Below are 22,033 nucleotides of genomic sequence, written 5' to 3'. Positions count from 1 at the left end.
CACAGCGTGAAGCAATCACTGGGATTACTTGAAGTTAGTGGTCTGGCATTAGCCATCAGTTGCGCGGACGTCATGGCGAAAGCCGCCTCCATCACGCTGGTGGGCCTCGAAAAAACCAACGGCTCAGGCTGGACGGTGATCAAGATAATCGGGGATGTGGCCTCCGTTCAGGCGGCCATTTCCACCGGGGTCAGTTTCGCTGAGCAACGTGACGGGCTGGTGGCTCACAAAGTCATATCCAGACCCGGGGAAGGTATTCTGCCACATAGCGTCACTCCGCAATCTGAACCAGCGCCGAAGCCCACACCAGTTGTACCGCAGGAAGAGATGTTTGTGGATCATGCAGAGCCTGAAACGCCGCAAGAAGCAGAGTTGATTAGCTGCAATCTGTGTCTTGACCCTGCCTGCCCTCGTCAAAAGGGCGAGCCGCGCACTCTTTGTCTGCACTCAGGTAAACGAGGTGAAGCGTAATGGATAAACAGCAACTGGAGACAACGGTCACTAAAGTCCTGGATGAAATGCGCGAGCGCCCTATTCCGCTGGGGATCTCTAATCGTCACATTCATCTTTGCGCTGAAGATTATGGCCGCTTGTTTCCTAATCAGCCCATTAGCGAGAAAAAGGGGCTGTTGCAACCAGGACAATATGCGGCAGAGCAGACTGTCACGTTAGTTGGACCAAAAGGTCAGTTAAAAAATGTGCGCTTACTCGGCCCACTGCGCAGCAAAAGTCAGGTCGAAATTTCTCGTACCGACGCTCGCACGTTGGGAATTGCTGCCCCACTGCGAATGTCGGGCAATATCGAAGGCACGCCAGGCATTCGCCTTGTTAGTCCATTTGCTGAGCTAGATATCGCATCCGGGGTGATCGTCGCCCAACGGCATATCCATATGTCGCCGCTCGATGCCCTGATACTGCGAGTTACCCATGGAGATAAAGTTTCTGTTGCCATTAATGGCGACGAACGTCGACTGATTTTCGATAACGTCGCCGTACGTGTTTCGCCGGATATGCGCCTTGAGATGCATATCGATACAGACGAAGCCAATGCCGCAGGCGCTGATAATCCACAGGCATTTGCCACACTGGTGACCTCACGATGAACAACGAACTGCTGCAACGCATTATCGAGGAGGTTGTTTCCCGATTAAAAAAACGCGCGGAAAGCACGATCTCCCTTAGCGTCGCGCAGTTACGGGAAATCGATCCACGGACATTATGCTGCCAATACTCGTCGCTCCATCTCCTGCAGGCCGACCTGCCCTTACTGGAGCAAATTGCCGATGGCTGCCAAGCCAACATGTCGGTGGTAACGATCCACGAAGCACTGGCATGCGGAGTCCGCGTGAAAATTTCGTTGCAACACCGGTTGTTACCCGCAATCCCCGTGAAAAAGCTCGCGCGTCTGCCACTGGAGTTCAGTGACGAGCTGGGGCGAATTATCGTGTTGCATCCTGAAAAGCTTCTCAGCTATGCCGACGTCGCCCAATTGAAGGGTGGCGTACTGGTACTACGCCGTCGATGTGTCGTGACGGCTCTGGCTCAGGAAGCGGTCGGTACGCGAAAAGTCCAATTAATTAAGCAGGAGTGAGCTATGCATCTGGCCCGGGTTACAGGCGTTGTGGTTTCCACGCAAAAATCTCCATCACTGGTGGGAAAAAAACTGTTGCTGGTACGTCGGGTGAGTGCTGACGGAGAGCTTCCCGCATCCCCTGTGAGTGGAGATGAAGTCGCCGTTGATTCTGTCGGCGCAGGAACTGGAGAACTGGTGTTACTCAGCAGCGGCTCCAGCGCCAGACACGTTTTTACCGGCCCTAATGAGGCCATCGATCTGGCTATCGTCGGCATTGTCGACACGCTTTCTCGTTAGGAGGAACTATGGCGATTTATACCCGCACTGGCGATGCCGGCACAACAGCTCTCTTTACCGGACAACGCGTGAGTAAAACGCATCCGCGCGTCGAGGCTTACGGTACGCTGGATGAACTTAATGCGGCACTCAGCCTGTGCGTTTGCGCGGCGAAAAACCCGCAGCACCGCCAGTTACTTGAAAATATTCAACTGCAGCTTTTCTGGTTTAGCGCCGAACTGGCAAGCGAGAGCGAACAGCCAACGCCAGAACAGCGCTACATCAGCTCAGAAGAAATTGCGGCGCTGGAAACCGCCATTGATACCGCAATGGGGAGAGTACCGCCCCTACGCAGCTTTATTTTACCTGGCCGTAGTGAGGCCGCCAGCCGTCTGCACTTTGCCCGCACGCTGGCTCGTCGCGCAGAGCGGAGACTGGTCGAACTCTCCACTGGGATCTCCGTCAGACACGTGCTGATGCGTTATATCAATCGCCTGTCTGACTGCTTATATGCGCTCGCACGAGCAGAAGATCACGACGCCCATCAAAACGACATTATTCAGAAAGTGTCGGAGCGCTATCTTGCAGCCATCCGTCGTTCAGCCAACAGGGAGCCGACTATGTCACTGTCTTTTCAGGAGCTCCACCAACTGACTCGCGCTGCGGTGGCGAGAGCAGAAGAAATTCAGGTTCCGGTCGTCATTTGCATTGTTGATGCAAACGGAACTCAAACGGTGACCTGGCGCATGCCTGACGCATTGCTCGTCAGTAGCGAACTGGCACCGAAAAAAGCCTGGACCGCCGTGGCGATGAAAACCGCCACGCACGAGCTGACATCAGCAGTGCAGCCGGGCGCTGCGCTTTACGGTCTGGAAAGCCATATGCAGGGAAAAGTCGTCACTTTCGGTGGCGGGTACGCGTTATGGCGCGAGGGTTTACTCCTTGGGGGTCTTGGCATCAGCGGGGGAAGCGTTGAGCAGGATATGGATATTGCAGAAACGGCCATTGCGGCGATTAACGTGAGAACACATCAATGAATACTTCAGAACTTGAAACGCTTATTCGTAACATTTTGAGTGAACAACTCGCCCCGGCAAAAGCAGAAGTTAAGGGTAATGGAATTTACCCTTCCGTTGACGAAGCGATTGATGCCGCGCATCAGGCTTTTCTGCGTTATCAGCAATGTCCATTGAAAACCCGCAGCGCCATCATTAATGCCCTGCGAGAAGAACTGACGCCTCACCTGGCTTCACTGGCTGCCGAGAGTGCTGCCGAAACCGGAATGGGTAACAAAGAGGATAAATTCCTCAAAAACAAAGCTGCGCTGGACAACACCCCGGGTATCGAAGATCTCACTACCACGGCGCTAACTGGCGACGGCGGCATGGTGTTATTTGAGTATTCACCGTTTGGCGTGATTGGCTCCGTTGCCCCAAGTACTAACCCGACAGAAACCATTATTAACAACAGCATCAGTATGCTGGCTGCGGGAAACAGCGTTTATTTTAGCCCGCATCCGGGTGCTAAAGCGGTTTCACTGAAGCTAATTGCCATGATTGAAGATATTGCCTTCCGCTGCTGTGGGATCCGGAATCTTGTCGTCACAGTCACAGAACCCACTTTTGAAGCTACCCAGCAAATGATGGCGCACCCTAAAATCGCAGTTCTGGCGATTACCGGTGGCCCTGGCATTGTTGCTATGGGCATGAAAAGCGGGAAAAAAGTCATTGGCGCAGGCGCAGGTAATCCGCCCTGCATTGTTGATGAAACAGCCGACCTGGTTAAGGCGGCGGAAGATATCATCAACGGCGCATCCTTTGATTACAATCTCCCCTGCATTGCTGAGAAGAGCCTGATCGTTGTTGATGCCGTTGCCGAACGCCTGGTTCAACAAATGCAGTCATTTGGCGCGATGCTTCTCAATAGCGAAGAGGTAGACAAACTGCGCACAGCTTGTCTGCCAGAAGGCATGGCCAATAAAAAGCTGGTCGGAAAAAGCCCAGCGAGTTTACTGGAAGCCGCGGGAATACCGGTTCCTGCAAAAGCACCGCGATTATTGATAGGTATCGTCAAGGCTGACGACCCGTGGGTTACCAGCGAGCAACTGATGCCAATGCTCCCCGTCGTTACGGTGAGCGATTTTGACAGTGCGTTAACGTTGGCCCTGAAGGTTGAAGAGGGACTGCATCACACCGCCATTATGCACTCACAAAATGTGTCCCGTTTGAATCTTGCCGCGCGCACGCTTCAGACCTCCATTTTTGTGAAAAATGGTCCTTCTTACGCCGGGATTGGCGTGGGTGGGGAAGGCTTTACCACCTTCACCATCGCGACCCCAACCGGTGAAGGAACGACATCTGCGCGCACCTTCGCACGCTCTCGTCGTTGCGTGCTAACAAACGGTTTTTCTATTCGCTAATGGAGCCGTTATGAAACGCTTTTCACTGCAAACTCGATTGTACAGCGGCCAGGGAAGTCTGGATGTGCTCAAGCGCTTTACAAATAAGCATATCTGGATTATTTGCGATGGTTTTCTCGCGCGTTCTCCCCTGATTGAAAAGCTGCGCGACGCTCTGCCAGCGGATAACCGCATCAGCATTTTCAGCGATATCACTCCCGATCCCACCATTAGCACGGTAGTGCAAGGGATTGCGCAAATGCAGTCTCTACGACCGGACGTGGTGATTGGTTTTGGTGGAGGCTCAGCTCTTGATGCCGCAAAAGCCATCGTCTGGTTCAGCCGACAGTTCGGTATCGAAATTGAAACCTGTGTCGCAATCCCTACTACCAGCGGCACGGGATCGGAGGTGACCAGCGCCTGCGTGATTAGCGATCCGGACAAAGGCATTAAGTATCCATTATTCAATAATGCGCTTTACCCGGACATGGCCATCCTCGATCCGACGCTGGTCGTCAGCGTACCGCCAGCCATCACCGCGAATACCGGCATGGACGTGTTAACACACGCGCTGGAAGCTTACGTATCCACGAAGGCCAGCGACTTTACCGACGCGCTGGCTGAGAAAGCGGCACAAATCGTCTTCCAGTACCTGCCTGTCGCCGTCAGCAAAGGTGACTGCCTGGCAACCAGAGGAAAAATGCATAACGCGTCAACGCTCGCGGGAATGGCATTTAGTCAGGCTGGACTGGGTATCAATCATGCGATTGCCCATCAGTTGGGCGGCCAGTTTCATCTGCCCCACGGACTCGCCAATGCGCTGCTGCTGACCCATGTCATTCATTTTAATGCACGCGATCCCCGGGCCGTAAAGCGCTATGCCCGTTTCGCTAAAGCCTGCCACTTATGCCCGAATAACGCGAACGATACGGCGGCACTGAACGCACTGATTCATCATATCGAGCTACTCAAAAAACAGTGTGCGTTACCTTCATTGAATGACGCGCTTAAAGACGGAAAGCAAATCTGGTCACAACGTATACCGTCGATGGTTCAGGCCGCGCTGGCTGACGTCACGCTGCAAACCAATCCTCGTGTTGCTGACGCTAATGCCATGCAGGAACTGCTTGAGGAATTATTATGAAGACAGCCATGACGGCAGAGTCCACGCTTTATGATGCACAGACAATTCGCGAACGCGTTCGCGCAGCGGGTGTTGTCGGGGCTGGAGGCGCGGGCTTTCCTGCTCACGTAAAATTACAGGCGCAGGTCGATACTTTTCTGGTCAATGCAGCAGAATGTGAGCCGATGCTGAAAGTTGACCAGCAATTGATGGCCGTCCAGGCTGAGCGGCTTATCCGCGGCGTTCAATATGCCATGACGGCTACCGGCGCCAGTGGCGGTATTATTGCGCTCAAAGAGAAATACCAGAAGGCTATCAATGCGTTAACGCCCCTTCTGCCTGCCAGCATCCGCTTACATATTTTGCCTGATGTCTACCCGGCAGGTGACGAGGTTCTGACCATCTGGATGGCAACAGGTCGGAGAGTTCCACCTGCCGCGTTGCCGGTCAGCGTCGGCGTGGTGGTCAATAACGTCCAGACCGTGCTCAACATCGCCAGAGCGGTGGAGCAGCAATACCCCGTTACCCGTCGTACTCTGACCGTTAACGGCGCGGTCGCCAGACCAATCACTCTCACCGTCCCAGTCGGCATGTCTTTACGTGACGTTCTGGCACTGGCCGGTGGTTCAACCGTCGACGACCCCGGCTTTATTAACGGTGGTCCGATGATGGGCGGCCTGATTACCTCTCTGGATACCCCTGTCAGCAAGACCACCGGGGGCCTGCTGGTTTTGCCAAAATCTCATGCGTTGATTCAGCGGCGGATGCAGGATGAACGTACCGTGCTTTCCGTCGCAAAAACCGTTTGCGAACAGTGCCGTTTGTGTACGGATTTGTGCCCAAGGCACTTGATTGGCCATGAGTTGTCACCTCACCTGCTGGTTCGCGCAGTTAATTATCAGCAGGCAGCCACACCGCAGTTGCTGCTCACGGCGCTGACCTGCTCAGAATGCAATGTATGTGAAAGCGTCGCCTGTCCGGTTGGAATTTCGCCGATGCGAATCAACCGCATGCTTAAACGCGAGCTACGGGCGCTCAACCATCGTTATGAAGGACCGCTAAATCCTGAGGATGAAATGGCGAAGTACCGGCTGATCCCGGTTAAACGCCTTGTGGCTAAGTTGGGCCTTAGCGACTGGTATCAGGATGCACCACTGGCTGAAACTGATTTTCCCACAGATAAAACGACGCTGTTGCTGCGCCAGCATATTGGTGCCAGCGCCATTCCATGTGTACAGCAAGGCGAACGCGTTGTTCGCGGTCAATGCGTGGCCGATGTGCCGTCCGGTGCATTAGGCGCGCCTGTCCACGCCAGTATTGACGGTATTGTCAGCGAAATTACTGAACAATCCATCACGGTCATAAGAGGTTAATCATGTCTCAGGCTATAGGGATTTTAGAACTCACCAGCATTGCCAAAGGAATGGAAGCTGGTGATGCCATGTTAAAAAGCGCGAATGTGAATTTGCTGGTAAGCAAAACCATCTGTCCGGGAAAATTTCTGCTCATGCTCGGGGGTGACGTAGGTGCAGTTCAGCAGGCGATAGCCACTGGCACTTCTCTTGCTGGTGATATGCTCGTTGACAGTCTGGTACTGCCTAACATTCACCCCAGCGTACTTCCTGCGATTAGTGGATTAAACAGCGTGGATAAGCGCCAGGCCGTAGGCATTGTTGAAACATGGAGCGTTGCGGCCTGCATCTGCGCCGCCGACCGTGCGGTTAAAGCCTCCAACGTCACGCTGGTACGTGTTCATATGGCATTTGGTATTGGCGGCAAGTGCTACATGGTTGTCGCAGGCGACGTGTCTGATGTGAATAACGCAGTGACGGTTGCCAGTGAAAGCGCGGGTGAAAAAGGTCTGCTGGTTTACCGCTCGGTCATCCCTCGCCCACATGAAAGCATGTGGCGACAAATGGTGGAAGGATAATGGAAAGACAACCCACCACGGATCGTATGATTCAGGAATATGTTCCTGGCAAGCAGGTCACGTTGGCGCATCTCATCGCCAATCCTGGTAAGGATTTGTTCAAGAAACTGGGACTACAGGATTCAGTCTCCGCCATCGGTATTCTGACGATTACCCCTAGCGAAGCCTCCATTATCGCCTGTGATATCGCCACAAAGTCCGGGGCGGTAGAGATTGGTTTTCTCGACCGTTTTACTGGCGCAGTGGTACTGACGGGCGATGTTTCCGCCGTTGAGTATGCGCTGAAGCAGGTAACCCGCACGCTGGGTGAAATGATGCGTTTTACCGCGTGTCCCATCACCCGGACGTAACTCATGAAACGCATAATGCTAATTGGTCCCAGTCAATGCGGTAAAACATCACTCACGCAGTGCATGCGGGGAGAGGTGCTTCACTATCAGAAGACCCAGGCCATAGTCTGGTCTCCCACAACAATAGACACACCAGGTGAATATCTCGAAAACCGCTGCCTGTATAGCGCGCTGCTGGCCAGCGCCTGTGAAGCAGACATCATCGCGCTTGTTCTCAATGCTGACGCGCCGTGGTCACCTTTTTCTCCAGGTTTTACGGGGCCAATGAACCGACCCGTTATCGGCCTCGTCACCAAAGCCGATTTAGCCAGCCCACAGCGTATTTCTCTCGTGGAGAGTTGGCTGGTTCAGGCTGGCGCGCAAAAAGTTTTCGTCACCAGCGCACTGGAGAACACCGGGGTCAATGAGATGTTCATTTTTCTGAATGCAAAGGAACCGTCATGTCTCACAAAATAATGGCCATTAACGCGGGCAGCTCCTCACTTAAGTTTCAGTTACTGGCGATGCCGCAGGGTGAAATGATCTGCCAGGGGCTTATTGAGCGAATTGGGATGTCAGATGCGCAGATCACCTTAAAAACACCAGCGCAAAAATGGCAGGAGACATTGCCCGTTGCCGATCATCGTGAAGCTGTAATGCTGCTACTGGAAAACCTTATCAGCCACAATATAATCAGCAGCCTCGATGAGATCGACGGCGTTGGTCATCGCGTTGCGCACGGCGGAGAATCTTTTAAAGATTCGGCGCGGGTAACCGATGAAACGCTGAAGGAAATCGAACGCCTTGCGGAACTGGCACCACTGCATAATCCGGTGAATGCGTTGGGGATTGCAGTATTTCGCCAGCTACTGCCAAACACACCGGCCGTTGCCGTTTTTGACACCGCTTTTCATCAGACTCTTGATGAACCCTCTTTCATCTATCCCCTGCCCTGGCGCTACTACGCTGAGTTGGGTATTCGACGTTATGGTTTTCATGGTACCAGTCACAAATACGTCAGCGCTCAGCTTGCTGAAAAGCTGGGGGTACCGCTCAGCGCCTTGCGCGTTGTTTGTTGTCATCTTGGCAACGGCAGCAGCATCTGCGCTATTAAAGGCGGGCAATCGGTTAATACCTCAATGGGCTTTACGCCGCAGTCTGGTGTCATGATGGGCACGCGAAGTGGTGATATTGATCCATCCATTTTGCCGTGGATTGCCCTGCGTGAAGGTAAAACACCGCAGCAGCTCAACCAATTGCTTAACAATGAGTCTGGATTGCTCGGCGTTTCTGGTGTTTCACCCGACTACCGTGACGTTGAACATGCCGCAGATACGGGCAATCACCAGGCAGCACTGGCGTTAACACTTTTTGCCGAGCGGATTCGCGCCACTATCGGCAGCTATATTATGCAGATGGGCGGGCTGGATGCGTTGGTCTTCACCGGAGGAATTGGCGAGAACTCAGCGCGGGCGCGCGCTGCAATTTGTCACAACCTGAATTTCTTAGGTCTGGCCGTTGATGAAGAAAAAAATCAGCGTAACGCCACCTTTATTCAAACGGAAAATGCGCTGGTTAAAGTGGCGGTAATTAATACCAACGAAGAGCTGATGATAGCGCAAGACGTGATGCGTTTAGCGATTTCAGAAACTGTGACCTTGGGCATTCCCGCTTAATATTGCGACGCGGCAAATTGCGGCAAATCATGGTAATAGCACGATCGCCATGACACTATGCGCCGAGGATTACCGATCATAAAGGTGAAGACGTGGCTGTTGCGCAATGTCCCGCATCGTGCGGAGAACTAATCCAGGGCTGGATTCTGGGCAGTGAGAAACTGGTCTCCTGCCCGGTCGAATGGTATAGCACCGTTGAGGTCAGTTCAGGTTCACCGCTGACAGATGAACGCCCACTTTCCCGGGCGATGGTTGACAGGTTGTTGCAGTACTGGCAATACCCGGCGCATATGAGTCAGGATATCCGTATTGATGTTCAGTCAACCATTCCTGTCGCTAAAGGGATGGCCAGCAGTACTGCGGATATTGCCGCCACGGCTATCGCCACGGCGCATTATCTGGGCCATCAGCTAAACGAACAAACACTGGCGCAGCTGTGCGTTTCGCTGGAGCCAACCGACAGCACCGTTTTTCGTAAGCTAACCCTTTTCGACCATAACGACGCTTCCACGCAAATTGGCTGTGAATCACAGCCTCAGCTTGATCTGCTGGTTCTCGAAAGTCCGGAAACATTACGTACCGCGGATTATCACCGTATTCCGCGGCATTCCGGCTTGCAGGCGGGAGCAGCGGCCCTCAGGCGGGCATGGGATAAAGTACAGGAAGCCTGTGTCAGTCAAAATCCTTACCGGTTGGGTGAAGCCGCTACCCTTAGCGCAATCGCCAGCCAGTTGCTGTTGACGAAACCGGATTTTGATTCACTATTAGCGCTGGTTGAAGAATGTGATTTATACGGTGTCAACGTCGCGCACAGCGGCAGTGTGGTCGGGCTGATGCTGGACAGAACGCGCCATGACGTGGATTACATTAAGTGGATGCTGGCGCAGAAAAAGCTAACGGTTCACTGGCCGCAACAGCATTTGTTGCGAATGGTAACTGGCGGGGTCGAACTGCAATAAGGGTCGCCGCACCGCAGCGACCCGGACAAGCTTAAAATCGTTACTCGGCTTTCGCTTCGGTGTTTTTCACTTCACCCATAGCTTTCAGCTTTTTAGAGATATCGCGACGCTCTTTAGAGATCTCGGCATTTTTGATGATGTAGTCATCAACACGATCTTCATAATCGCTTTTCATACTGGCGATAATGCCCTGAATAGCTTCCACGCTCATACCAGGCTTGATGTAGTCGCTCAGGTTGTCCAACAGCAGGACGCGTTTCTGGTTGTCACGGATCTTTTTCTCAACGTCCTGGATTTCACGTTGCAGTTTGTTTTTACGACGGAACAGACGAACAAATTCCAGCACGTCCTGGAAAGAAGGCTTGGTAGTTTCCATTTTTACACCCCTGATAATGTGAGATTCGGATTCGTTAAAACAACGGCTAAAGTGGGTCAACATTACTTTCATGCCCGCCATACTTCAAGTTGCATCTGCATCGACAATGCCTGGTTGAAACCTGAATTATCGAGGGTAACGCCATTACAGTTACCAATGGTTTTAGCCTTTTCAGTATCATACCTCTTATCTTTGCTGAATCGAAGCAGCAGTAGAACCGATCCCCTCATCTGCTCTTTATTTGCGCAACGCGCGGCAAATTAAATGAGAGAGTAACTCCAGTTGTCGCGCCATTTCCATGTTCAACCAAACGTAGCCGTGGATTGGCGTTTCTGCGACATTATCGCCTTTATGCTCGGCAATCAGCTGGCGCAGTTCAGCCACGGTGTCATTGAGCTTTTCTGTGTTAGCAAGCACCGGTTGCGGATTACCTTCATACAAAGCGTGAGTTATCGTCAGTAGCGCCTGTTGCGTCCTGAGCTGAGTTTCTCGCAGAGTATGCGCGTTTAACATGACAAAGTGGCTGGTTCGACTGGCCCAAAGCGCATTGATTTGCAACTCAAGCATGCAAACGAGGTTGCGATTAACGGTCTGAATAGCCTCAAAGATGGATTTTTGAATGCGGGTTTCTTTACTGGCAGGAACGATGAGCCCACGCATTTTGACCACGTCGGTCAATAGCTGCTGTAAATGCTTCTCCAGCCTTGGCTGCTCAAGCAGATTAGGGGAGAGCGCGGCCTGATACACCCGATTGTACCCCGTTACACAATGTGCCAGTTGGATACGCCAGTGGATAAATGCCCTTTGCGGCCAGATACCGGTAAACAGCATCGCCAGAAACGATCCCAGAATCACGTCGCCACCGCGCCATAACGCCGTATTCATATCCCCGGCGGGCGCGCCTACTACGACAGCAAGCGTTATGCCAATCAGCAGCGCCTGATACGGCCTTTTACCCAGTGCCAGCCAGCCGCAGAGAAACATCGCCACCGCGCACCATATCAACATAAGCGGAAGCGAGAAGAGTTCCAGACGCAGAGCCACCAACCCAAGCACCGACCCGAGGATCGTTCCGCCTATACGCTCAAAAGCCCTGGGAACGACGTTACCCCAAAAAGAAATTGGCCCCATAATCACCACCAGCGTGATCAGAGGCCATGTACCTTCAGGAATGTTCAACAGGCGAACCAACAGAAAAGTAAGGAGAAACGCCAACGCAATGCGAATACCGTGCACCACACGATAATGACGATACAAACGAATTTCAAAAGGACTCAGTGACTTATCTGCACGCACTCATGCACTCCGTCAGGGAATAGCAAAGAAGCGAATTGTACCTGTTTTTTTAGTAATAACATCATCCTGATTTACACTAAATACAGCTATTTCGACTGGACTGGGACGTACATTTCAATATCCCAGTAACCGTCCTCCATACCATTGTTCAAATAAACTTCAAAACAAGGTTTAGCGGCTATCAAATAAGTCGTATCCTGCATTAAACGCTCAAAGAACTGGTACCACGGCGTCGCAAAATCGTGATTTTGGACGCGCGCTACGGCAACAGCGTAGTCGCCCCCAGCCAGTTCGGTGAGGATCACGCCTTCGCTGTTTTCTGGAATTACAAAACCTTCAGGTACAGAAACGACGGTATCGCAGCGCAGTTTTTCAGCTGGAACAACATCAGGGTTGTCGTAATACACGGCAATCCACTCCAACGGAACAATCTGTTTACCGTCGACCCACTTCATTAACTGCTCAAAGCCTTGTTTAACTGTTTGTTCCCACGGTCCAACCATATGAAAACCGGCAATCATGCGTTTTTCGACCTGCTTTATCTCGTACTCCATACAACCTCCACCGCTACACTGTGTTTATATACAGTATATTTTTTAGGTATGTCGGCCACAAGCAAATAGTGATTATTATGTGAGCAGATTCGCACTCTTGCCAGTCTGACGCATCAGGAAAAACTACGCCTTATGATGGAAATAATCGCTCAGACGCGAGAAAACGCCGCCTTCGTTAACGGACTCCAGCGTCACCAGAGGCCAATGCGCCACCAGCTTATCCCGATCGTAGAGTTCAATTTCACCCACACGTTGATGCGCAGCGATTGGAGCGACCAGTTCTTTCTTATCAAGAACATATTTTGCTTTGATATTAGGGACTTCTGCTTTGGGTAGGGCCATCCAGAAATCCTGCTCGGTACCAAGGCTGATCTTTTCTTTATCGCCATACCAGATCCGCTCAGTACCAACCTGCTTACCACTGCGTAATACCTGTACCGTATCGAAGTTGTGTTGCCCCCATTGCAGCAGTTTACGCGCCTGGTCTTCGCGCCCTTTTGCACTTTCCGCGCCCATCACTACCGCAATCAAGCGGCGCTGTCCATCAACGGCGGAAGCAATCAGATTAAATCCGGCGCCGGACGTATGCCCTGTCTTCAGTCCATCAACGTTCATGGTTTTATCCCACAACAAGCCGTTACGGTTTTGCTGCGTGATTCCATTCCAGGTAAGGCTTTTCTCACTGTACATATGGTAGAAATCTGGTTCCCCGTGGATGATGGCGCGTGACAGCACGGCCAGGTCGTACGCCGAGCTATGCTGACCCGGTGCATCCAGACCATGTACCGTTTCAAAATGGGTGTCCTGCAGGTTAAGCTTTTGCGCATAGTTGTTCATCATCGCGACAAACTGTGGCTGTCCCCCGGCGATGTAATCCGCCAGTGCTACACAGGCATCATTTCCAGAATCTACAATTAACCCCCGGCTAAGGTCGCGTACCGAAACGCGATCCCCTGCCTTCAGGAACATCAAAGATGAACCCACAAATACCGGATTATCCTTTGCCCAGGCATCGCGCCCGACGGTCACAATATCTGTCGGACTAATACGCTTGCTGTCGATGGCGCGATCAACAACATAGCCGGTCATCAGCTTAGTCAGACTGGCAGGATTTCGCTGCTGGTGTTCATTACCGGCTGTCAGAATTTGGCCCGTGGTGTAATCCATTAATACCCACGCTCCGGCATTAATTGCAGGAGGCTGTGGTGAAAAGCTCACGACCCCGGTCGCGTACGCGGGCGAAAAACTCATCGCAAAGAGTGAAGCGGCAACAAACAAACGGCGTTTCAACAGCATGTCCTCAGGAAATGGAAAAATAGCCGTTCTTTTTACGGAAGTTCTGTCGAACAAACTTGGATAAATTGCAAGAAAATGTGACATAAGGCACATTTTCTTGCTATCAGGAAAGGATTTCAGAGATATATATCAGTTAGAACGAGCCTTTACGCGGCGCGGTCTCTGCGTGATGACTGCGATGACGATGATAGCCATCGATCATACTGCGGAAAATTTGCCCTGGCGTGTCACCCAACGTACACAGATAAATATGCGCGCAGATGAACAATAAGCCCACAATTGCTAACGCCATATGCAGCACCAGCATCACCGGCCCCGCCCCGATCACCTGCGGGTAGAGGCATAACAACCCGGTAATAATCAGCAGCGGAACCAGCGCGTACATGATGACCAGGTAGGCCAACTGCTGCAGCGGGTTGAATTTATCCTCTGCCGTTGCGGCAAACGGATGCGGTTCACCTTTCATGATGCCATACAGATAAAAGCGTGTTTGCAGCAGGCAGCGTGATATCAACCCGTTAAACTTCACGCGATAATGACAACCGTTGCCGCTGGTTGCGTTTATTAACACAAAGCCAATCCAGAATGCCAGCAATGCAAAGCCACACCAGGTATGTACCTGCACCATCAATGCCACCGGTCCGACAGAGAAGTGGCCAAACATACCGCTCAGCAGAAGCAGGATAAAGAGCAGCGCGTTGCCCCAGTGCCAACGGCGGACCGCCAGCGAATAGAGATAGTCCCGATGTTCTTCCCCAGTTGCCGTTTTGGGTGCCAACATTCGACGTAACAGCGCGTGCGTGACCAGACCTGCAATCATCAACACAATAACTACGCCTGCGTAAATAAGCCACAGCGGCCAGTAGTCCGGCGTATAGTGAAGCTCTGCTCCCCAGATAGAATTCATACATTACCCTCCTGATGGATCTCTTTACGCCGATAGACACTTACCGGGCCACTACGCGTATCCTGCTGGCGATAAACCTCTTTTTGATTTATCCAGTGCTGAATTTCCGGGTCATCGCGACGGCCAAACTTCAGCGCATCCGTCGGACAAACAGAAACGCAGGCAGGTGACTGACCACTTTCCAGGCGAGTATCTGCGCAGAAGTTACATTTGTCGGCAATCCCTGTTTGCGGGTTAAGGTAACGAACATGGAACGGACAAGCGGCAACACAGTAGTCGCAGCCAATACAGCGAGACTTATCCACTTGCACTATGCCATTTTCATCACGAAATGAAGCTCCGGTCGGACAGACGCTGACGCACGGAGCATCTTCACAATGCTGGCAAGAAACACGAACAAACTGGAAGTGGGACAGGACCTCAGGTTCATGTTCGGGTGAACGGATCTGCACCTGTAAGCGGCTATATCCTTCCGGTACGTCATTGAGTACTTTGCAGGCGACCGTACACGCCTGACAACCAATACAGCGTTTCTCGTCATGCAGCATGACATAAGGGTTTGTTGCTTGATTCATGATGTTCTCCTTTCTCATGCCCGACGAAGCGTAACGCCAGCGGTGTGCACCACCGTACCGGAAACCGGACTGGTAACATGTGGCAGCAAATTACCGCAGTGTATACCGTGCGTCGTCGCCGCTGTTTTGGCTCCCGCCTTGGCGCCAAATCCCATATAAACAAACAGCGTATCGGGCCGAATTCCGGCGGTGACCAGCGCTTTACCTTTTTCTTTACCGGTCGCATTCTCCAGCCAAATCCCATCACCGCTTTTAATGCCTTTTTCACGAGCTGTTTGCGGGTGGATCCACACTGCGTTGTCCCACATCAACTCGCTAAGCAGTGGCACATATTGCGTCGCGCCGTTGGTGTGAACCGCCACTTTCCCTTGAATGAAATAGAGTTCATTGTCGCCTTTGAGCGCAAAATCGCGGACTCGCGGAATGCCGTAGCCAGGCAGAAGCGCTTCAAGCTCTTCAGAGTAGAGTTCAATTTTGCCAGATGGGGATTTAAAGCGCAGTTGCTCACCATAGGTCCCGTCGCTGTCAACCGCCACCGCCCCCGGATAACGCGCCACAAACTGACGCACCGCTTCAGGTTCACGTAGCAGCAGCGGAACACCCCACTCCCGATATCCTTTCTCACGCAGTTCAGCAGACAGCGCATGATCGCCATTAAGCTGGTACAACTGCCGTGTCTGCATGTCCTGCCAGGGGTAGAACTGCCCAAGGCCTAATTGCACAGCCAGTTCTTTCCAGATTTGCCAACTCGGACGCGCATCACCTATAGGCTCTACAACCTGCTGACGCAGGGCATACGCTGGATTCAGGCCCGACATGTCAGAGATTTCTTCATCGCGTTCAAGGTAGGTGCATTCGGGTAACAGATAGTCAGCATATGCCGCGCTTTCGCTTAAATAGACATCGCAGCTTACCACCAGATCGAGTTGTTCAACGGTTTTGACCAGATCAGGTCGGCAGGTCACGGTCTGGAAAGGATTATGGCGGGACATGATCCAGCCTTTCACCGGATAAGGAGTCTGGTTTAACACGGCGTCGATAATGCTTTGCACCACGCCACCGCCCACCGCGATGTACTTGAATTGCGGAGCAACCAGATCGATGCGCTGGGCCGTGGGTTTGGGTAATTTGGCATCGGGTTTTGCCAGCACTGGAGCAACCTTCTCACCGGCAAGTTTATTGTAGGTCGCCGCGGCTTTTTTCTGGTACAAGCCCCCCTCACGCTCAACATTTCCCAGCAACGCATTAAGGCTGAAAATCATACGTCGCATATCAATTTCTTCTTGTGAAAACGTCGCACGATGGCCCGGGCTAACGATAGCATGCGGCGCGCAGGCAGCCATTTCCCGGGTGACCCGAACAATGACATCAGCAGGAACATCAGCTTGCTTTTGCGCCCATTCCGGCGTGGTCTCTTGTACTGCTTCTGCCAGTTGGTCAAACCCTGTGGTGTAGCGCGTAACGAAGTCCGCGTCATACAGTTTTTCATTGATCATGACGTGACACATGGCCATCAGCACCGGCAAGTCGCCGCCCGGCTTGAGCGCATGCCATTCATCCGCCTTGCTGGAGAAGACGGACAGTCGGGGATCGAAGCTGACCATTTTTGCGCCCTTTTCCTGCGCGGCCATCAATTCATGCGTTTCGGCAACCTCAATCCCTTCATAGAGGTTGTGACCAAAAGAGACCATATAACGAGTATTGGCGATATCCATGGCCAAATCGCCGCCCATCATCACTTTGGCGGCAATCGATTTTCCGGCCGGGCATGTCGACGCGTGCGTAAAGGTGTTTGGCGATCCGAAAGCCGTCGCCAGGTGAAATAAATGCCCTGAAAGCGAACCGGATTTAGAAGAAAACACGACGCCCTGAGGACCATGCTGTGTTTTTATTGCCGTCATTTTTTCGGCAATTTCTTTGTAAGCCTGTTGCCAGCTAATAACCTGCCATTCTCCGCTCCCGCGAGGTCCTGTGCGTTTCATGGGTTTAACAATACGGTGCGGGTCGTTGACCAGACTAACACCGCTGCCTCCGCGCGCGCAGACACGCGTGCCTTGTTGAGGCGCATTAGGATTCCCTTGAATAAAAACCGTTTTGTTATTAATCACCTGTGCCTGTATCGGGCAACGATAAGAACACATTTCACACAAACTTGGCGTCAGGGATGTTTTCCCCTTAATGCGCTCCGGAGAATTTCGCGCCAGTGCGCCTGGCGGAAAACTTCCTATCGCGCAGGCAGAGCAACCTATACCTACTCCTCGCAAAAAATTACGCCGACTAATGCTCATATAACCTCCTGTTATTAGATATATCCAATGATTATATGGCGTTTAAATTATTAATTTTTAACCTCACTCACATTTTATTACAATGTTGGTCAGCTAATCGGACAAAATAAAAGCCCTTGTTTACAAAAGAATTTTAAAATCCCCAGAATCCAACAAATCAGCGAAAAATAACAATAACAGTTCTCATTTATATTATTTAGCAGCTAATAACTTTCAGAAAATTTATTCCAGTAATTTCCTTTAATAGTGCAAAACTTATTAATCAATTCTATTAAAATCCTGTTCACCTCAATTTTATTGCGTACACCATTCAGCATCGATAATCGCATTGCTGATTACCTTGCTCTTTTTTGGTATTCTTAGATGAGCGCTAAATTGATCCCGGACATAACCAAACAATGAATGACGGCAAGCAGCACCCGACTTTTCTCTTCCACGATTACGAGACCTTTGGTACTCATCCGGCACTGGACAGACCCGCGCAATTTGCGGCTATCCGCACAGATAGCGATTTCAACATTATCGGCGAACCTGAAGTCTTTTATTGCAAACCCGCAGACGACTATCTGCCGCAGCCTGAGGCAGTGTTGATTACCGGCATTACGCCGCAGGAAGCACGGGAAAAGGGAGAGAATGAAGCCGCTTTTGCAGCGCGCATACACACTCTGTTCACCGTGCCGAAAACTTGTATTCTCGGCTATAACAACGTGCGCTTCGACGATGAGGTGACGCGTAACATCCTGTATCGCAATTTCTACGATCCCTATGCCTGGAGCTGGCAGAACGACAATTCGCGCTGGGATCTCCTGGACGTGATGCGCGCCTGCTATGCCCTGCGTCCTGAAGGCATTAACTGGCCGGAAAACGACGATGGCTTACCCAGCTTTCGCCTGGAGCATTTGACCAAAGCTAATGGTATCGAGCATGCGAATGCTCACGATGCGATGGCCGACGTGTATGCCACGATTGCAATGGCGCAATTAGTTAAATCACGTCAGCCGCGTTTGTTTGAATATCTCTTCAGCCATCGCAATAAGCACAAGCTGGCCGCACTGATTGATGTCCCGCAAATGAAGCCGCTGGTTCATGTTTCAGGAATGTTCGGCGCGTGGCGCGGCAATACCAGTTGGGTAGCGCCATTGGCCTGGCACCCGGAGAATCGCAACGCGGTGATTATGGTTGACCTGGCCGGTGATATTTCACCGCTACTTGACCTGGACAGCGACGCGCTGCGTGAACGGCTCTACACGGCGAAGGCAGATCTGGGTGATAACCCAGCCGTACCGGTTAAACTGGTGCACATCAACAAGTGCCCAGTACTGGCCCAGGCGAATACGCTGCGCCCGGAAGATGCCGATCGACTGGGCATTAACCGCCAGCATTGTCTTGATAATCTCAAAGTTCTGCGCGAAAACCCGCAGGTACGCGACAAAGTAGTGGCTATCTTTGCCGAGGCGGAACCCTTTGCGCCATCCGATAACGTAGACGCCCAGCTGTATAACGGTTTTTTCAGCGATGCCGACCGCGCAGCGATGAAAATCGTTCTGGAAACAGAACCGCGTAATTTACCGGCTCTGGATATCTCTTTTGTCGATAAACGCATTGAAAAGTTGCTGTTTAACTACCGTGCCCGTAACTTCCCCGGAACACTGGATGAAGCCGAGCAGCAGCGCTGGCTGGACCATCGTCGTCAGGTGTTCACGCCGGAGTTTTTACAAAATTACGCCAATGAATTGCAGTTGCTGAGCCAGCAATATGCCGATAACAAAGAAAAACTGATGCTACTGAAATCACTCTGGCAGTATGCGCAAGAGATTGTGTAAATCCCACGTATAAAAAAACGGAGAACATGTCTCCGTTTTTTTTCAGATAAACGCAGTGATTACGCGATATCTTCGTCGTACTGCGGCACCGGGTTGCGGAAGCTTTTGGTCACGCAGGCCAGATAGATCAGACCAATAGCGGCCCAAATCAGGCCCAGAACCATTGAACTCTCTTCCAGGTTTACCCACAGCGCGCCAACGGTCAGCGCACCGCACATTGGCAGGAACAGATACTGGAAGTGGTCTTTCAGCGTCTTGTTACGCTTCTCACGGATCCAGAACTGGGAGATCACCGACAGGTTAACGAAGGTAAACGCCACCAACGCACCAAAGTTAATCAGCGCAGTCGCCATCACCAGGTCGAAGTTGATTGCCAACAGAGCAATCGCACCAACCAGAATGATGTTCATGGACGGAGTACGCCATTTCGGGTGTACGTAACCGAAGAAACTTTTCGGGAATACACCGTCACGACCCATCACGTACATCAGACGCGCTACGCCTGCATGTGCCGCCATACCGGACGCCAGTACGGTAATGGTAGAGAAAATCAGCGCACCAACCTGGAAGAACTTACCAGCAACGTACAGCATGATTTCCGGCTGCGAAGCGTCTGGATCCTTGAAGCGCGAGATGTCCGGGAAGTACAGCTGCAACAGATAAGTGGAGACGATAAAGATCAGGCCACCAATCAGCGCGGTCAGGAAAATCGCACGCGGGATCACGCGTTCAGCGTCTTTGGTTTCTTCTGACAGGTTGCTGATACCGTCAAAACCGGTGAACGAGAAGCACAGAATAGTCGCCCCCGTGATCATCGGGATCACATGCGCATCACCTGACCAGAACGGACGGCTGCTCGCCAGCGTACCAGCACCTTCACCTTCGAACACGCCATAAATGACCATGCCGAGGATCACCGCAATTAGCACCACCTGCAACAACACGATGACGGTGTTGAAATTAGCAACGGATTTAAGGCTGCGCAGGTTAAAGGCGGTCATAAAGGCCACCAGCGCCACCACGAATATCCATGACGGTATCGACGGCACCAGAGCTTCAAAATAGATTTTCGCCAACAGAATGTTGATCATCGGTGCGAACAGGTAGTCCAGCAGTGATGACCATCCCACCATAAAGCCAACGGTCGGGCTAATGGATTTCTGGGCGTAAGTGTAGGCAGAGCCTGCAGACGGATAGCGACGCACCAGTTTACCGTAGCTCAGAGCGGTAAAGAGGATGGCTATCAGTGCAAAGGCGTAAGCTGTCGGGACGTGACCATCGGTCATTCCTGATACGATACCGAATGTATCGAACAGCGTCATCGGCTGCATATAGGCAAGGCCCATCATGACAACCGGAACCAGCGTAAGCGTTTTACGTAATTCCACGCGAGAGGTGTTTGGAGTAGCGTTATGCGACATGGTTATCCCCCATTACGGCGAAAACCGTCGCGTAAGCAAAAAATTGCCCCATTTTTTGTTAATCCTCAGCGACAACAACTGTCGATTTTTAAGTAAGTATCTATCCGGTACGAAGCCCGGCCTCTTTTATGAATGATTGGTTTGATGCAAAAAAATAACCGACGCGTATGAAAACGTCGGTTAATGTCATTTTTTGCAAGCGGCGTATTTTGCACTAATTTGGAGAGAAATAACAAGAGATTGAAGCCACTACAAAAGAATATTTTTTCTTAACCGCTTGATTTATCAGCAGCCGCTTTAACGTACACCCCAGCGATCGCACTATTTGCTAAAATCTCATCCCGCCACCAGGCACTAGCCAACCCGGCGGTCTGTTCATTCCAACCGATCCACACGGGCTCAAAGATATTTTGCGCGACCACTTTTTTCTCAATCAGCGCGCCACTCTCCAAAAAACGCTGCGCCAGATAGCGCGGAATATAGCCACATCCCAGGCCGCTGATTTGCAGTTCCAGCTTGGTTTTAAAGTCAAAAACGGTAATGGCTTCCTGATCGTCCAGCACCTGCGAGCCCGAGGCGTTGGCATGTTGCGTATTGTCGCCCACCACAATGGCGCGAAAACGCCGAATGGTGCGACGATTTAACGGCTCCTGCTCCTGCGCCAGCGGATGATGCGGCGCAACCACGAACACCTGTTCCAGAATCCCTAGTCGCGCAAAACCAAACTCGCTCGCGGAAGGCGGTTCATGCATGGCACCGACAATAATATCCGCCCGCCCCTGTGTGAGGGCTTCCCATGAGCCACCCAGCACGCCGTTGATAAATTTCAGGCGCGTCACACTGTGGTGTTGATAGAAAGATTCGATGAGCGGGGCCAGAAGTGAAAAGGGAAACGTATCATCTACGCCAATGACCAGTTCATTCTCCCAACCTTCGTGCAGTTTAATCGCCTGCTTTTCAAGTTCACGGACGGTGTGCAACACCTCCCGTCCCTTTTCCAGTAGCATCTGCCCTGTGCGGGTGAACCTGGCCCGATGTCCGCTGCGATCGAGTAGCTGAATATTAAGATCACTTTCCAGCTTATGGACGGTATAGCTAAGCGCTGACGGCGTCTTGAACAATTTTGCCGACGCCGCTGCGAAGCTGCCCTCTTTTTCTAACGCATCGAGGATGATAAGAACGTCCAGCAGTGGTTTCATACTCGCCCCCTTGCGGTATCAGCGGCACTCTGCT

General features: G+C 51.9%; 24 protein-coding genes. 14 read left to right on the top strand and 10 right to left on the bottom strand.

Going from position 1 to position 22,033, the window contains the following annotated elements; all coding sequences use genetic code 11:
- Nucleotides 1-6: 6 nt before the first annotated feature.
- The 13 genes from OGX99_RS17320 (at nucleotide 7) to OGX99_RS17260 (ending at nucleotide 10,264) form a co-directional block, all read left to right on the top strand.
- Entirely contained in the window at nucleotides 7-471 is a 465-nt protein-coding gene (locus OGX99_RS17320; protein ID WP_286544402.1) for a BMC domain-containing protein, read from the top strand.
- Nucleotides 471-1,103 (top strand): phosphate propanoyltransferase, encoded by a 633-nt coding sequence (locus OGX99_RS17315; RefSeq protein ID WP_210904622.1) that lies wholly within the window; start codon nucleotides 471-473, stop codon nucleotides 1,101-1,103. The genes OGX99_RS17320 and OGX99_RS17315 overlap by 1 nt, the downstream gene beginning before the upstream one ends.
- Entirely contained in the window at nucleotides 1,100-1,591 is a 492-nt protein-coding gene (gene pduM / locus OGX99_RS17310) for a microcompartment protein PduM (protein WP_151219722.1), read from the top strand. The genes OGX99_RS17315 and pduM overlap by 4 nt, the downstream gene beginning before the upstream one ends.
- Before the next feature lie 3 nt (nucleotides 1,592-1,594).
- Nucleotides 1,595-1,870 (top strand): EutN/CcmL family microcompartment protein, encoded by a 276-nt coding sequence (locus OGX99_RS17305; protein ID WP_252837710.1) that lies wholly within the window; start codon nucleotides 1,595-1,597, stop codon nucleotides 1,868-1,870.
- 8 nt (nucleotides 1,871-1,878) lie between these two features.
- Nucleotides 1,879-2,886, top strand: a complete 1,008-nt coding sequence (gene pduO, locus OGX99_RS17300) for a two-domain cob(I)yrinic acid a,c-diamide adenosyltransferase PduO (protein WP_151219723.1) — start codon at nucleotides 1,879-1,881, stop codon at nucleotides 2,884-2,886.
- Nucleotides 2,883-4,268: a CoA-acylating propionaldehyde dehydrogenase PduP gene (pduP, locus tag OGX99_RS17295; protein ID WP_252837712.1), complete on the top strand. Its 1,386-nt coding sequence runs from the start codon at nucleotides 2,883-2,885 to the stop codon at nucleotides 4,266-4,268. The genes pduO and pduP overlap by 4 nt, the downstream gene beginning before the upstream one ends.
- A 10-nt stretch (nucleotides 4,269-4,278) precedes the next feature.
- Nucleotides 4,279-5,391 carry a 1-propanol dehydrogenase PduQ gene (locus OGX99_RS17290; RefSeq protein ID WP_286544396.1) on the top strand — a complete coding sequence of 371 codons (1,113 nt, stop codon included), beginning with the start codon at nucleotides 4,279-4,281 and terminating at the stop codon, nucleotides 5,389-5,391.
- Nucleotides 5,388-6,743 carry a cobalamin reductase PduS gene (pduS, locus tag OGX99_RS17285; RefSeq protein WP_151219726.1) on the top strand — a complete coding sequence of 452 codons (1,356 nt, stop codon included), beginning with the start codon at nucleotides 5,388-5,390 and terminating at the stop codon, nucleotides 6,741-6,743. The genes OGX99_RS17290 and pduS overlap by 4 nt, the downstream gene beginning before the upstream one ends.
- Before the next feature lie 2 nt (nucleotides 6,744-6,745).
- A complete protein-coding gene (pduT, locus tag OGX99_RS17280) occupies nucleotides 6,746-7,300 on the top strand; it encodes a propanediol utilization microcompartment protein PduT (RefSeq protein ID WP_151224680.1) in 555 nt (184 codons plus the stop codon).
- Nucleotides 7,300-7,650: a propanediol utilization microcompartment protein PduU gene (pduU, locus tag OGX99_RS17275; protein WP_032939586.1), complete on the top strand. Its 351-nt coding sequence runs from the start codon at nucleotides 7,300-7,302 to the stop codon at nucleotides 7,648-7,650. Before pduT ends, pduU begins: the two co-directional genes overlap by 1 nt.
- Before the next feature lie 3 nt (nucleotides 7,651-7,653).
- Nucleotides 7,654-8,106 (top strand): propanediol utilization protein PduV, encoded by a 453-nt coding sequence (gene pduV, locus OGX99_RS17270; RefSeq protein ID WP_151224681.1) that lies wholly within the window; start codon nucleotides 7,654-7,656, stop codon nucleotides 8,104-8,106.
- Nucleotides 8,091-9,305 (top strand): acetate/propionate family kinase, encoded by a 1,215-nt coding sequence (locus OGX99_RS17265; RefSeq protein WP_151224682.1) that lies wholly within the window; start codon nucleotides 8,091-8,093, stop codon nucleotides 9,303-9,305. The genes pduV and OGX99_RS17265 overlap by 16 nt, the downstream gene beginning before the upstream one ends.
- A 92-nt stretch (nucleotides 9,306-9,397) precedes the next feature.
- On the top strand, nucleotides 9,398-10,264 hold the full coding sequence (locus OGX99_RS17260; protein ID WP_286544393.1) for an L-threonine kinase: 867 nt from the start codon (nucleotides 9,398-9,400) through the stop codon (nucleotides 10,262-10,264).
- Nucleotides 10,265-10,304: 40 nt separating this feature from the next.
- Here the strand turns inward: OGX99_RS17260 and OGX99_RS17255 are convergent, their stop codons facing one another.
- From OGX99_RS17255 to phsA, 7 genes are all read right to left on the bottom strand, one after another.
- Nucleotides 10,305-10,640, bottom strand: a complete 336-nt coding sequence (locus tag OGX99_RS17255; protein ID WP_103771301.1) for a DUF496 family protein — start codon at nucleotides 10,638-10,640, stop codon at nucleotides 10,305-10,307.
- Nucleotides 10,641-10,877: 237 nt separating this feature from the next.
- Nucleotides 10,878-11,936 carry an FUSC family protein gene (locus OGX99_RS17250; RefSeq protein ID WP_210904618.1) on the bottom strand — a complete coding sequence of 353 codons (1,059 nt, stop codon included), beginning with the start codon at nucleotides 11,934-11,936 and terminating at the stop codon, nucleotides 10,878-10,880.
- An 86-nt stretch (nucleotides 11,937-12,022) separates the two neighbouring features.
- Nucleotides 12,023-12,490 carry a DNA gyrase inhibitor SbmC gene (sbmC, locus tag OGX99_RS17245; protein ID WP_286544389.1) on the bottom strand — a complete coding sequence of 156 codons (468 nt, stop codon included), beginning with the start codon at nucleotides 12,488-12,490 and terminating at the stop codon, nucleotides 12,023-12,025.
- A gap of 123 nt (nucleotides 12,491-12,613) precedes the next feature.
- Nucleotides 12,614-13,786, bottom strand: a complete 1,173-nt coding sequence (gene dacD / locus OGX99_RS17240; protein ID WP_187252215.1) for a serine-type D-Ala-D-Ala carboxypeptidase DacD — start codon at nucleotides 13,784-13,786, stop codon at nucleotides 12,614-12,616.
- 133 nt (nucleotides 13,787-13,919) lie between these two features.
- Nucleotides 13,920-14,693: a thiosulfate reductase cytochrome B subunit gene (gene phsC / locus OGX99_RS17235; protein WP_252837715.1), complete on the bottom strand. Its 774-nt coding sequence runs from the start codon at nucleotides 14,691-14,693 to the stop codon at nucleotides 13,920-13,922.
- Nucleotides 14,690-15,268: a thiosulfate reductase electron transport protein PhsB gene (phsB, locus tag OGX99_RS17230; RefSeq protein WP_151219734.1), complete on the bottom strand. Its 579-nt coding sequence runs from the start codon at nucleotides 15,266-15,268 to the stop codon at nucleotides 14,690-14,692. The genes phsC and phsB overlap by 4 nt, the downstream gene beginning before the upstream one ends.
- Before the next feature lie 14 nt (nucleotides 15,269-15,282).
- Nucleotides 15,283-17,556 carry a thiosulfate reductase PhsA gene (gene phsA / locus OGX99_RS17225; protein ID WP_286544380.1) on the bottom strand — a complete coding sequence of 758 codons (2,274 nt, stop codon included), beginning with the start codon at nucleotides 17,554-17,556 and terminating at the stop codon, nucleotides 15,283-15,285.
- Nucleotides 17,557-17,954: 398 nt separating this feature from the next.
- On the opposite strand from phsA, the gene sbcB reads away from it, so the two are divergent.
- A complete protein-coding gene (gene sbcB / locus OGX99_RS17220) occupies nucleotides 17,955-19,379 on the top strand; it encodes an exodeoxyribonuclease I (protein ID WP_151224686.1) in 1,425 nt (474 codons plus the stop codon).
- Nucleotides 19,380-19,438: 59 nt separating this feature from the next.
- Here the strand turns inward: sbcB and plaP are convergent, their stop codons facing one another.
- From plaP to OGX99_RS17210, 3 genes are all read right to left on the bottom strand, one after another.
- Nucleotides 19,439-20,800: a putrescine/proton symporter PlaP gene (gene plaP, locus OGX99_RS17215; RefSeq protein ID WP_151219736.1), complete on the bottom strand. Its 1,362-nt coding sequence runs from the start codon at nucleotides 20,798-20,800 to the stop codon at nucleotides 19,439-19,441.
- A complete protein-coding gene (gene yoeI, locus OGX99_RS23815; protein WP_099045591.1) occupies nucleotides 20,790-20,852 on the bottom strand; it encodes a membrane protein YoeI in 63 nt (20 codons plus the stop codon). The genes plaP and yoeI overlap by 11 nt, the downstream gene beginning before the upstream one ends.
- Before the next feature lie 217 nt (nucleotides 20,853-21,069).
- Complete coding sequence (locus OGX99_RS17210; protein WP_151219737.1) at nucleotides 21,070-21,999, bottom strand: LysR family transcriptional regulator; 930 nt, start codon at nucleotides 21,997-21,999, stop codon at nucleotides 21,070-21,072.
- Between the last annotated feature and the right edge of the window lie 34 nt (nucleotides 22,000-22,033).

Origin of the sequence: Citrobacter sp. Cu096, from assembly GCF_030332285.1 — a bacterium.
In the GTDB taxonomy this organism is placed as follows: Bacteria; Pseudomonadota; Gammaproteobacteria; order Enterobacterales; family Enterobacteriaceae; genus Citrobacter; species Citrobacter meridianamericanus.
The sequence above is the reverse complement of the archived record's forward strand: the minus strand, read 5'-3'. Positions and strand labels throughout refer to the sequence as shown.